At 64.9% G+C, this 13,896-nt stretch carries 2 protein-coding genes; both read right to left on the reverse strand.

The features are described 5' to 3' along the window. Nucleotides 1–3: 3 nt before the first annotated feature. Nucleotides 4–2,202, reverse strand: a complete 2,199-nt coding sequence (locus GGR36_RS06995) for a type I secretion system permease/ATPase (RefSeq protein ID WP_183633503.1) — start codon at nucleotides 2,200–2,202, stop codon at nucleotides 4–6. A gap of 119 nt (nucleotides 2,203–2,321) precedes the next feature. Continuing rightward, the gene (locus GGR36_RS21850) at nucleotides 2,322–12,947 is read right to left on the reverse strand and encodes a calcium-binding protein (protein WP_242533076.1); all 10,626 of its coding nucleotides are present in this window, start codon (nucleotides 12,945–12,947) and stop codon (nucleotides 2,322–2,324) included. Nucleotides 12,948–13,896: the final 949 nt, after the last annotated feature.

Consider the following 13,896-nt stretch of genomic DNA (forward strand, 5'->3'; position numbering starts at 1 on the left):
CCCTCAGTTCGTCTGCAGCGCATGCAGATGCGCGTAGTAGCCGGGTCGCGCCAGCAACTCGTCATGCGTGCCGATCTCGACGATCTGGCCGCGGTCCATCGCCACGATCCGGTCCGCCCTGCGCACGGCCGACAGCCGGTGCGCGATGATCAGCACCGTGCGGCCCTGGCAGATGCGTTGCATGTTGCCGTGGATGATCCGCTCGGACTCATAGTCGAGCGCACTGGTTGCCTCGTCGAAGATCAGGATCCGCGGGTTGGTGATCAGCGCGCGGGCGATCGCGATCCGCTGGCGCTGCCCGCCCGACAGGCCCACGCCGTGCTCGCCGATCATCGTGTCGTAGCCTTCCGGCAGCTCCATGATGAATTCGTGCGCGCCAGCCAGCGTGGCGGCCGCAATCACCGCCTCCATCGGCCGGCCCGGGTCGGCCAGTGCGATGTTGTCACGCACGGTGCGGTTGAACAGCAGGTTCTCCTGCAGCACCACCCCGACCTGCCGCCGCAGCCACACCGGGTCGGCCAGTTGCAGGTCAACGCCATCGACCAGCACCCGGCCCCGTTCAGGCACGAACAGCCGCTGCAGCAGCTTGGTCAGCGTCGATTTACCGGAACCCGAACGGCCGACGATGCCGATCACCTCGCCGGGGCGGATCTGCAGCCGGATGTCGCGCAGCACCTCCTGCCCGTCGGGGCGGTAGCGGAAGCCCACGCGGTCGAACTCGATCGCACCCTGGATCGCAGGCAGCTGCGCGCGGCTCGACGCGATCTCGGTGCGGGTGTTCAAGATGTCACCCAGCCGGCTGACCGAGATGCCGGTCTGCTGGAAGTCCTGCCACAGCTGCGCGAGACGCATCACCGGCATCGCCACCCGGCCGGCGAGCATGTTGAAGGCGATCAGCTGGCCCACAGTCATCTGCCCTTCGATCACCAGCCTCGCCCCCAGCCAAAGCGTGCCGAGCGTGACCAGCTTCTGCACGAACTGCACGCCCTGGCTGCCGACGTTCGCCAGCTGCACCACGCGGAAGCCCGCCGCCACATAGGCCGCAAGCTGGTTGTCCCAGCGCCGGGTGAGCTGGGGCTCCACCGACAGCGACTTGATCGTCTCGATACCGCTGACCGCCTCCACCAGAAAGGCCTGGTTCTCCGCCCCGCGCGCGAACTTCTCGTTGAGCCGGGCGCGCAGCGAAGGTGTGATCAGCACTGAGAGCAGCACGTAGCACGGCAGCGAGGCCAGCACGATCAGCGTCAGCCAGCCGCTGTAGAACAGCATCACCGCGATGAAGACCACCGAGAAGAGCAGATCCAGCACCGAGGTCAGCGCCTGACCGGTCAGGAAGTTGCGGATGTTCTCCAGCTCGCGCACCCGCGCCACCGAGTCGCCGACGCGCCGGGCGTGGAAGTAGGCCAGCGGCAGGGCCAGCAGGTGGCGGAACAGTCGCGCACCAAGCTCGACGTCGATGCGGCTGGTCGTGTGGGCGAACAGGTAGGTGCGCAGGCCGCCGAGGAGCACTTCGAAGACGATGGCACCGAACAACCCGACGCAGATCACGTCCAGCGTCGTCAGGCCGTGGTGCACCAGCACCTTGTCCATCACCACCTGGAAGAACAGCGGTGTCGCCAGTCCGATCACCTGCAGCACCAGCGAGGCCAGCAGCACCTCGCCGAGCAGGCCGCGGTAGCGCACCAGCGCCGGCACGAACCAGGAAAAGTCGAAACGCGCGAGCTCGCCGACCAGCGAGGCCCGCGACACGAAGAGCAGCAGGCGGCCCGACCAGCGCGCCTCCCAGGCCTCGCGGCTAAGCACCTCCGGCCTGCCGACCTCGGGGTCCTGAATCAGCACCCCCTCCGGCCCCAGCTTGGCGAGCACCACATAGCGGCCGTCACGCGTCCTGGCCAGCGCCGGCAGCGGCGTGCGCTCCAGCCGTGCCCAGTTGGTATCGACCGCGCGGGCCTTCAGTTCCAGCTTGCGGGCGGCGCGCAGCAGCGCCGCCTCGTCGAAGGGCTTGCCGTGTTCGCCGAACTCGTGGATCAGCGGCGCCGGGTCGGCATTCAGGCCGTGGAAGCGCGCCAGCATCACCAGCCCGGCAAGCCCGGTGTCGATGCCCGCCGCCGCAGCGTTCGGCGCCTCGCGTGCGGGCTGGCCTTCGGCGGTCTGCGGGTCAGCGCCGGGCGCCGGGTCCTGGCCTTCGGGGGTAAGCGTCATGTCTTTTGGCAGAGCGGATCAACAGGGGGCGATTGTAGAAGCGAAACCGCCCGCTCGCCCTTCCGGACCAGCGGGCGGTGGCGGGCGGCCCTGCGGCCGCCGCCATCATTTCGCGGCACTCAGCTGTGCCAGAAGGTATTGATCGCGGCGTAGGCGTCGGCGTAGGAACCGTCGTTCGGCACACTGCTGCCGCCCGGCACCCCGTAACCCGCCATCGCGTCGACCAGTGCCTGGACGTCAGACTCGTTCAACGCCAGGCCCGCTCCGTCGAAGAAGCGATCGAGATGCGTATCGCCACCGCCGAACCAGCCTGAAACCTTCAGGGTGTCGCTCCGGTCCGCAAGGTTCGTAACGACCAGATCGTAGCCACTTCGCGCAAACCATAGCTCCGTGGCATCGACGCTCGCATCGAAATGAACGGTTGTCTGGGCGAAGGGCGTGGCGCCATATACCGTCACCGTATCGCTCGCGCCATCCGCAGCAAGGTAGATGCCAGTCTCCGAGGTCCCGTTCTCGGAGACTGTGATCACGTCAGAGCCGGCGCCATCGTAGATCAGCGTGGCTGCGCCGGCGGCGCTGACAGAGAACCGGTCGTCTCCGTCACCGCCATCGAGAGTATCCGAACCGGTGCCCGCCCAGAGGGTGTCTGCCCCAGCACCACCGACGAGCAGATCATTCCCCGAATCACCCGAAAGCTGATCATCTCCGCCATTGCCATACAGCCGATCGTCCCCGTCGTCGCCGAAAAGTTGGTCACCGTTTTTGCCCCCGCTGATCGTGTCATTGCCGCCACGTCCATGCAGTGCGCCACCGTTGTCGAGGCTAGTCAGGCTATCGGCACCATCGGTAGCCCCGGCAAGCGACAGGGTTGCATCGGCAAAGCGGATCGTTTCGACGGTTTGAGGGTAAGGCCCGGACCCCTGCATCAACTCAAATGCGCCGTAGTAAACAAAAATCTGGTCGCTCGGATCGGCAATACGCGTCAGAATCAGATCTCCCTCGCCAGTGACCAGCCAGTCGGCCCGATTCTCCGTACTCAGATCCAGCGTGTCGTTGCCAGACGCCTCAAAAATCAAATCAGTGCCATCACCCGCTTTATAGCGATAGGTGTCATCGCCGTCGCCACCGAAGAGGCGATCCCGCCCGAGTCCACCAACCAGCGTGTCATTTCCGCCCCCCCCCTGAAGTTCGTCATTCCCGGCCAACCCCTCGATCAGCTCAGCGGAGTCTAGGCCGTAAAGCCCATCGGCGTTTTGGGTGCCGAGCCAGCGCTCCGGTGCGGCGAGGACGGGTGTCTGCACGACGCCATTGAGCGCGATGGTTTCGATCTTTCCGCTGCCGAAGGCGTCCTGAATCACGATGGCGTCCTGCCCATTGATCGTGATCATCATCCCCGTGCCATTCAGGCGCTGGTAGCCGAGAGCCGCGCCCGGAGCGGTGATATCAAGCCGATCGGTGCCGCCACTGTCCTGGATCGTGTCGTACCCATCGCCGAGCGAATACCGGTACGTATCCGTGCCGGTGGATCCCCAACTCGTCAGCAGGTCATTGCCCAGTCCGCCGATCAGCGTGTTGAAGCCGTCACCCCCGTTCAGCGTGTCAGAGCCGACACCACCGATCAGCGAGTCATTGCCCAACCCTCCGATCAGCGAGTCGTCGCCTTCACCACCGTCGAGCGTGTCATTGCCTTGGCGGCCATCCAGCGTGTCATTGCCGCCCTGACCAAGGATGCGATCTCCCCCGAGGTAGCCCACCAGGCTGTCATTCCCCGACGTCGGGAACAGCACCTTGGTTCGCACGGTAGTCGCCGTCCAGATAGTGCCGTCGGCGAACTGGATGCGCTCGATCGGTGCCACCGAGCCGCTGAAGAAATTCTTCACGACCAGAACATCGTCCGCAGATCCGTTGATGGATACGCGCAGATCATCGACCGCGCGGGTAACCACAACCTGGTCGGGCCGCACCCCTGCACCGATGCTGACGGTGTCAATATCCGCACTGCGCGGCACGTCGCCGGTCGTCACGTAGTAATCAAGCGGCGTAGTGCGACCGTCCGCATCGGCGAAATAGTCCTCGCTGATGGTGTCCTGCCCCTGGCCACGGCCCCAGACATAGGTGTCGGAGCCGGCGCCGCCGGTCATCTGGTCGTTGCCAGCGCCGCCGATCAGGGTGTCCGCGCCGTCACCGGCCGCGATGTAATCGTTGCCTGCGCCGCCCAGCAGCGAATCGTTGCCGGTGCCGCCATACAGCGCATCGTTGCCGTCGCCGGCATTGAGCGTGTCGTTGCCGCCCGAGCCCATCATCCAGTCGTCGCCGCCGGCGCCGGTGAGGCTGTCGTTGGTACTGGCGTAGCCGAGCAGGAAGTCGTCGTCGGCGCCGCCAGTGAGCGCCATGGTGGCGAGCTGGGCACGGGTCCACAGCACATCGTTGGTGCTCAGCGTGTCGCCGAGCGTAAAGCGGATCTGGTCGATCGCGCCGGCGTTGTTGATGGCGTCGTTCAGGAAGAAGCCGCTGACGACGACCTGATCGATCTGACCGCCCTTGTTCACACGTACGACGAGGTCGTCAAAGGTCTGCGCACCGCGGCTGATGGTGACATCGGCCGGCGCGATCGCGTCGGCGAACTGCAACTCGTCGATGTTCGCGGCCACGGTGTCGTTCTGGTCGATGACGTCGTCGCCATCGCCCTGACGGAAGACGTACACATCGGAGCCGTCGCCGCCGTCGAGCAGGTCCATCCCGGCGCCGCCGACCAGCGTGTCGTTGCCGGCGCCGCCGGCGAGCTCATCTTCGCCGCCGAAGCCCTGCACGAGGTCATTGCCGGCACCGCCATTGAGCGAGTCGCGCCCGGCCCCACCGCTGAGCGTGTCGCTGCCGGGCGAGCCAAGGGCGTTGATCAGGTCGCCCATGAGGGTCGCACCGACCTGATCGGCGAACTTCACCGCTTCGATGTTCGAGACGGTGATGTCTTCGCCGGTGGCGAGGTTCTGGAAACGCGCGCTGCTGGCACCGGTGCGGGTGATCGTGTAGTCGGCCTGGTTGCCGAGCACGAACAACGTGTCGACCGAGGTGTCCGCCGCGCCGACCACGGTGGAGTCGTTGCCGCCGTCGATCGTGTCCAGGCCGACACCCGAGTAGAGCGAATCGCTGCCGGCGCCGCCGGCGAGGCTGTCATTGCCGTTGCCGGCATACAGCGCGTCGGCGCCAGCACCACCGATCAGCGTGTCGTTGCCGTCGCCACCGTCGAGCAGGTCATTGCCATCGCCACCGTCCAGGCTGTCGCCGCCGGCGTTGCCGCGCAGCGTGTCCGAGCCGGCGAGGCCGCTGAGCTTGTCGGCGCCGTCGGCACCGACCATGCTGTTGTCGACCAGGTTGCCGGTGCCGGTGGCCGCGGTGCTGCCGGTCGCAAAGACGAGGTTCTCGAAATTGGTCAGCAGCGTGTAGCTGGCGAGGCTGGTGATGACCGTGTCCTTGCCCGCGCCGCCGTCCTCGACGACGCTGTCGGTCGCGCTGTCGAGCACGTACACGTCGTCGCCCAAGCCACCGGTCATGGTGTCCGCGCCGGCGCGGCCGTTGAGCAGGTCATTGCCCGCGCCGCCGATCAGCACATTGCCGCCGCCAGTAACAGTGTCGTCGTTGCCGGTGAGCGACGCGGTCATGCCGCTGAAGTTGAAGGACTTGCCGCCAAAGCTGAGCGCGAAGGACGAGGTGTTGTCCACCGGGCCGACGTACACAAGGCGCTCGGCATTGGACGACAGCGCATAGCTGCGCTGCGTGCCGCCGAGGTTCACCGTGTCGGTGCCGGCTGCAGCCGCTTCGGTGACCGTCACGCCCGAATGGTTGACGTTATAGGTGTCGTTGCCCGCGAGGCCGGCAAAGGCCTGGCCATTCGCCGTGCTGGTGAAGACGTCGTCGAACGCGCTGGCCTGGTTCGTGAGCAGGTCGGCGAGCAGGAAGGTCTGCTGGTTGCCGGGGGCCGTGTTCCAGGCGTTGTTGTCGAGCGCGAAGGTGATCGACTCGACGTTCGTGAAGCTAATCGTCTTGCCGTCGGCGATATTGGTCAGCACGGTCTGCGTCGCCGACGGGCGGGCTACCGTGTAGTCGGACCTGCGGCCCGCGACGAACAGCCTGTCGCTGCCGGTACCGCCGTCAACGCTGTCATTGCCCTCGGCACCCGTATCGAGGGTGTCCTGTTTGCGGGCGATCAGCCAGTCATCGCCAGCGCCACCGAGCAGCGTATCCGCGCCGGAGCCGCCACCGATGGTGTCATTGCCGTCGCCGCCGTCGAGGCTGTCATTGCCACCGTTGCCCCAGAGCATGTCATTGCCACCAAGGCCGGTGAGCGTGTCATTGCCCGACCAGGAGCCGATCGTCTCATTGCCGCCCGCACCCTTGCCGGTGAAGGCCGCCGTGCCGTGGTAGTAGAGAGCCTCGATGCCGGCACCTGCGACAGCAAGGTCGAAACTTGCGAGGTTGGTACGTACGACGTCGGTGCCGCCGGTGTCGACGATCTTGTCGCCGATGTTGTCGATCAGGTAGGTGTCGTCGCCAAGGCCGCCGGCAAGCGTGTCCGCGCCAGCGCCACCGTCGAGCACGTCATTGCCGTTGCCACCAACGATGCTGTTGGCCAGCGCGTTGCCGGTGCCGTAGAACACGGCATTCGGCACCCAGGGGTGGTCGCCGCCATCCTGAGGGAAGGGGGTGTACCAGCCGTCTTCCAGCGAGAACGGCGCCATCAGCGTGCCGGTGCCGGCGTACTTCGCCACCATGTTCTCGACGTTGTCGCCAAGGCGGTAGCGGTTGATGTAGACCTCGGCGGTGTCAGCGCCGACGACCGTCGTGGCCCCTTCAAGGATTTTGGTGCCAGCGTGGTAGATGCGGTAGGTATCCGCCCCACCCTCACCCACTAGCACGTCGTTGAGTTGCAGGCTGGTCAGCGTGTCGTTGCCGCTAGTCCCCAGGTTGCTGACCGAGCCGTTGAGTGCGGTCGTCGCGAACCACACATCGTCATTCAGCGCACCGGTCGTGGTGTCGGCCGTGTTGAAGCCGTCGTTGTTGCCGTCGGTATAGAAGTACAGCTGCTCGACTTTGACGAGGCGGGCCTCGCCCTTGCCCGCCTTGTCGACGATGCGGATGGTGGTGGCATCGGGGCGGCTGAAAGCGTAGTCGGACACCTTGCCGTAGAGCGCGAAGGTGTCGGTGGAGGTGTCGGCGGCACCTACGACGGTGGAATCCGTACCACCGTCGATGCTGACGCTGTCGTAGGCGTTGCCCGGAATCGGATTGCCGGCGTTGTCCTGCAGGTTCGGCGCGAAGCCGACTTCCATCCAGTCGTTGCCGGCGCCGCCGAGCATCGTGTCATTGCCGTCGAGGTCGAAGATGTAGTCGTCGCCGGCGCCGCCATCGAGCTTGTCGGACCCAAGATTGCCGAAGAGCTGATCCGCCCCGTTGCCGCCGCTCAGTGTGTCGCTTCCGGCGTCGCCGCGCAGGCGATTGTTCAGGTCGTTGCCGGTGCCGGTGAAATTGCCGTTGCCGTAGTACGAGAGCTGCTCGACGTTGGCGAGCGCGGTGGTCGCAAGGCTGTAAGTCGTCAGGGAGGCATCGAGCCAGATGCGGTCGATGCCTTCGCCAGCGTTCTCGACGATGACGTCCGATGCGCTGTCGACGAAGTACCAGTCGTTGCCGGTACCGCCGACAAGCGTGTCTGCGCCGGCGCCGCCCACCAGGATGTCCCGGCCAGCGGTGCCGGTAATGCTGTTCGCGCCAGCATTGCCCGTCGCGTAGAACGAGACGGTGAGCGGATCGGTCAACTTGATCGCGTTGGTGACCGGCGGCGTCCAGTTCGTCAGGGTGACAGTCGAAGCCGGGTCGCCGATGAAACTGAGCTTTTCGACGTTGGTCGGCAGCACATACTGGTTCAGGGTGGTCCGCACTTCGTCGGCGGTGCCCTCCGTTGCACCCTCGGTAACGGTAACGTTCTGATGCCGGATCACATACGTGTCGTTGCCGCCGAGGCCCGCGAGCGTATCGTTGTCGCGCGCGCTAACGAGGAAATCCGCGCCCGAGGTGCCCACACTGGACGCCTGATAAAGGCTCGCAAGTGTCTGCGAAGCCGAAGTATTCGACCCCACCCACGGCTGCCCGTCCGGATCGAACTGGACATACTCGATGCCGGTGAGCTGCACATAGGCATAGCCACCGCCCGGGTTGTACATCAGCGTCAGGTTGGTGCCGCTCTGCGACGCAACGGAGTAGTCGCTCAACTGGCCGTACAGCACTGCGGTATCGGTACCGTTGCCGCCATCGAGCGAGTCGGTGGTATGCACCATGAAATCGCTGACCAGATAGCCACCCGGGATCAGCGTGTCATTGCCATCGCCGCCCTTGATCGAATCGGCGCCACTGCCGCCAAAGATCTGGTCGTCGCCGGCAGCACCGTCGAGCGTGTCATTGCCGCTCCGGCCGGAGAGGAAGTTGTTCGACGCGTTGCCGGTGCCTGTGAAGTTGGCCGTTCCGGCGAAGGAGAACTGGAGTTCCTCGACGTTGGGCTTGTCGGCGAGCGTGTACGTCGTCAACGTCGTGAAGATCGCGTCGTAGCCTTCGTTGGCGTTCTCGGTGACCACATCGCCGGCGTTGTCGACGAAGTAGGTGTCATCGCCCTTGCCACCAACCAGCGTGTCCGCGCCAGCGGCGCCATCGAGCACATCCGCGCCGTCGCCGCCCTTGATCTGGTTGCCCAGGGCGTTGCCCTGCCCGAAGAAGATGGCGTTGTGGCCTTGCACCCCGACGTCGTAGCCGCCCCAAAGGGTGGAATCGACCATCGTCCCGCTCGCCACCGGCGTCGCGCCGTCGCCCTTGTAGCTGAGGTTCTCGATGTTCGGCTGCAGGCGATAGACGTTGACGTAGCTCTGCACCTCGTCGGTACCCGCCCCGAGGTTCTCATTGACCTGCACGTTCTTGTGGCGGACCACATAGGTGTCGTTACCGGCCAGGCCGTTCAGCACATCATTGTCCGCGACGCTGCTGAGCGTGTCGTTGCCGGTGGTTCCAACGATGCCGCTGAGGAAACTGGCGACCGAGATCGTGGTCTGGTCGCCCGTCGTGCTCCAGATGTTGCCGTCGCCGTCGAAGGTGAGCGTTTCGACGTTGCGGAAGGTCACCTTGGTCGCGACATCCGTCGGGATCGTGTAGGCGGCGCCATCCCAGGCGAGAACGTGGAGCGTTCCGTTGAGCGTGTACGAGCCGTCGCCGTTGTCCGTGAGGCCGCTGTAGGTGCCGTCCGCCTTGCGCGTGACGCCATAGTCGGCCAGCGTGCCGGTCACGACGACCCTGTCCTGCCCTGCCCCACCGTCGACACTCTCGTTGCCGTCGTTGGTCACCATCCAGTCCGAGTTGGTGTCGCTGCGGTGCACCAGGATGAGGTCGTCGCCCGCGCCGCCGAGCAGCGTATCCGCGCCGCTACCGCCGGCCAGCAGATCGTTACCGTCGCCACCATCGAGCAGATCGTTGCCGCTGTTGCCCCAGAGCGAGTCATTGCCGAGCCCGCCATAGAGCGAGTCCGACCCGTTGGTGGAGCCGATCTCGTTGTCCAGCGCGTTACCAACTCCTACGCGACTTTCGAAATCATGGGCGTGGAAGTAGAGCACCTCGACATTTGGTGCGCTGACTGACAGGTCGTAGTTCAGCGTCTTGGTCCGTACGATGTCCCGGCCAGCATTGGCGCCTTCGAGGATGACGTCCGGCGTGGCCTCGTCGTTGATCAGGTAGGTGTCGTCGCCGGCGCCGCCAACCAGCGTGTCCAGGCCAGTGCCGCCGTTGAGCACGTCACCACCGGCGCCGCCGGTGATCACGTTGTCGAGGGCGTTGCCGGTGAGGTAAGACTCCGACGTCGGCGCCCACGGGTGCGATGACCCGTCCTGCGGGAACTGGACGTACCACCTGTCGGCGTTGTTCGTGACGCCGGCGTCGAGGTTGAAGCCAGCGCCCGTCGTCGAGTCCCAGCCAGTCAGGCCGTTGGGCAGATAAGGCGAGTTCGGACCGACGTAGGTCAGGTTCCGCATGCCGTCCTGCATGATGACGCGCTGCTGCGTGGTTTCGAGATCGGGCGCGACGAGGGATTCCGCTACGCCGTTCAGATCAACGACCTGGCGATAGATGTTGTCGCCATACCAGACGACCGAGATTGCCCCGGAACCCAGTTCAGTCAGCGCCGGGCTGTAGCTGCCTTGCGCGGTGAAACCGCGACTGAGATTGACCAGCGTCAGCGCGTTTCCGGCTGCAGTGAATCGCTCCAGCGTCAGGTCCCCAGTCGTGCTGTCGGTCCAGGCAATTGCGTAGCCACCACCTGACAGGCCCAGCACCACGGGCTTGCTGCTGTTCGAAACGTGCGTCGCCAGCGTCAGTTCGGTGTCGACGGCAGAACCATCGCTGTTGAAACGCTGGACCTTGAGTTCGACGTCGGTGGGGTTGTCGTCGCTGCCAACGTTGCTGAGCCAGGAGACGACATAGCCGGTGACGACCATGTTGCCCGACCCGTCGTCTTCCCGAAGCGCCGCCACCGACGCCTGCGACTGCAGCAGCGCGCTGGTGGTATTGACCTGGGTCTCGCTACCCTGCGGCAGGCCGGCGGCATTGAAGCGCTGCATGAAGATGCCGTAGCCGTCGCTGCCCGGCGCCGAGCCCATGCCTTCCCAGACCACGACGAAACCATCCGGAATCGCCACCAACGATGGCATGGTCTGCCCGCCCGGCGCCCTCGGCTGACCACTGCCGGCCGGTGCGTTCACATGGAATTCATTGACGATCCGGTTACCCGAAGCGTCGAGAACGGTTCCGTAGATATCGGGGTTGAAACCGCCTGCGCCAACCGGATTCGCGTTCGAGCGCCACACCACCACAACAGAGCCGTCGTCGAGCAGCGTGGCGGCGTTGAGCTTCTGCGAGTTCGCGGTGACCTGATTGACCAGCACCGGCGAACCGATTGCATTGCCGTTGCTGTCGTAGCGACGCAGGTAGACGTCGCGCGAATCGTCCGCGGTGGAAGGGTCCGCGACCGTCGCGAGTTGATCGTAGGTGACAACAAAACCACCATCGGACAGGCCGACAACCTGTGGCCAGCGCAGCGAGGAGAACTGGCCGCCACCGTCCGTGTTGGTCGCCCCGCTCGCAAGGACAACCTCGTCACTGCGCGCGGTTCCATCCGTGTTGTAGAGCTTGAAGATCAGGCGCGCCGTTCCGCTTGTGCCACCATCGTCTCGCCATACGACGACATAGCCGCGATCCGGATCACTCGCGTAGCTGTCCACAAGCGCGGTCGTGGCAGGGAAACTTTCAGACCCGGTGACCGAGGTATTGATCAAGGTCGGCATGGCGATCATCGAAATGTCGCCGTCTGCAAAGCGCAGCGTATTGATCCCGCTGAGCTGATCAACCCCATCGTAGCCTGCGACGGTGGCAGCCCGCAGATCGGTGACAGTCGTTACGCCATTGGCGCCGGTGAGTACGCGATAGTCCGACTTGTTGCCCGAGAAAACGGCGACGTCGCTCCCGACTCCGCCCAACAGCGTGTCGTTTCCACCGCCACCGATCAGCGTGTCGGCACCGCCCAGCCCGCTCAGGACGTTGTCGCCGGCATCACCTTCCAGTACATCGTTGTACTGGCTACCTTCGAGGTTCTCGAAGTTAAACAATACGTCGGAGGTGCCTGTCCCGTCATCCGCTGCGGTGCCGGTCTTGAGGCTGGCCGTCGCGCCGCTGGTCGCAAAGCCGAAGCTCGCGGTATCGCGGCCCGCGCCGCCGTCGAGCGTGTCGCTTCCGCCATTGCCGCTGATCACGTTGTCGTTGGCGTCACCGGTAATGCTGTCGCCCGCGCCTGCGAAGTTGGAACCGGTGACATTCTCGATACCGTCCAGTGTATCGGTGCCGCCAAGGCCATCGGTCGCGATGCCGGTAGCCAGATTCACCACGATCGCAGCAGGGGCGCTGAAATACGAAACGCGGTCGATGCCGGCGCCGCCGATCAGCAGGTCATTCCCAGCCCCTCCGCGCAGGTAATCGTTCCCGTCGCCACCGTCGAGCTGGTTGTCCTGGGCGTTGCCAACGATCCAGTCGTTGCGTTGTGAGCCGGTGACATCCTCGATGCCGCTGACCGTGTCCTTGTCGCCCCAGCCGTCGACGACCCAGCCCCAGGTCAGGTTCGCGTTGATGCCATGGGTAATCGCGCCGCGCGCGTCGAACGTGTCGTCGAAATAGCTGACGTTGTCCCGGCCCGCGCCGCCGATGATGCTGTCCGCACCGCTGCCGGCAAAGAAGGTCATGCCATTCGCGCCGCCGATCAGCGTGTCATTGCCCGCTCGAGCAAAGACGTAGCCGGAGTTGTCGGCGAAGGTGAGCTGGTCGGCGAAATTCGTGCCGTGCAGGTTCTCGACGTTCAGTATCGTTTCGGCGTTGCCAAAGCCGTCGTTGCTGACGACCCCCGTCGCAAGATTGATGACCGCACCCTGGTTGCCGTCCTCAAACGAAGCCGCATCATTTCCGGCGCCACCATCGATGACGTCAGATCCTTGCCCCCCAATCAGCCAGTCCGTGCCATCACCGCCGGACAAGCTGTCATTGCCTGCGCCCCCGTACAGCGAATCGTCGCCGGCGAGGCCGCTGATCGTGTCGTTGCCGTCGAGACCACTGATCTCGTCAGGGCCGGCAGTTCCGTTGATCAAGTCGGCATCATTGGTTCCAAGGATTGCCATGTGGGGCTCCATTAGGTCGTTGTTAGTTGTTCTCGACTCGCCCGTTGAGGAGGCAAATTCCGTTGTGCCGAATCCCTTCGGCGCGCAGGCAAAATCGGTCAAGAGTCTATACGGCGGCGTACTGGCAGCATTGTCACAGACTGTAAATTTCCAGTCTTGTCAGAGAGTTACCTACAACCCGCTTCGGCTCTCTTACTTGAGCGACGCGTTGGCCACGAACACCGCCGACCTCTTCCCCCGCAATGGCCACCCAACCGAATGCAGCAAAGGGCCGCAGTCCACCTCCGACGCGTATTCGACGGCGGGGCGTGGCCCAGGCAATGTGAGATCGGCAGGAGCGCGCGCTGCACCCGCCCCCCGTGATCGCACACTCCAGTCGCATTTGTGCGCAGACGCGGGGCATCCATTGCCGCCACGGTGTCAAACCCCGCCGGATCGCACCGGATCCCATCCCCATCAAGCCGCTCCACGAACGTGAGGACTCGGCAACCGGCACGGCGAGGTGCGAGCCGAAGGCATTTCAAACAGACTCGACACACGGAGTAGCGTCGGAACCCTTGACGCCGATCGACGCCAAATCCGGTAACACACCCCCCAAGCGCCACCGCAGGTCCATATGCTGAACCCGTCAGACGATTGTGGTCTCGCCAGGCTGCTGCGCTTGCGGGCGGCATGCTTGCTGAAGGACTATGGATGGGTATCCGGCGCGCAACGCGTCATCTGCGCCATGCGCGAACACCTCACCGATCAAGGGAGACGAGCCGTTATCCCGCCGCGCAGTCATCGCATCGTCCTGCGCGCTCTTGATCGCCGGCAGAACAAGACGCTATCTCGTCGAGCGCGTCCTGTGCCGCATCGAACAAATCCGGCGCGTAGCCGCGCACTGCGACAAGCTCGCCGAACGATTCTCCGCTTTCGTCACTTTGAGCCCGTCCGCCTTTCCGCTGGC

Source organism: Niveibacterium umoris (genome assembly GCF_014197015.1).
Lineage (GTDB): Bacteria > Pseudomonadota > Gammaproteobacteria > Burkholderiales > Rhodocyclaceae > Niveibacterium > Niveibacterium umoris.

Coding starts and splice junctions, on each gene's coding strand:
- GGR36_RS06995 (WP_183633503.1), bottom strand. CDS start 2,202: ATGACGCTTACCCCCGAAGGCCAGGACCCGGCGCCCGGCGCTGACCCG.
- GGR36_RS21850 (WP_242533076.1), bottom strand. CDS start 12,947: ATGGCAATCCTTGGAACCAATGATGCCGACTTGATCAACGGAACTGCC.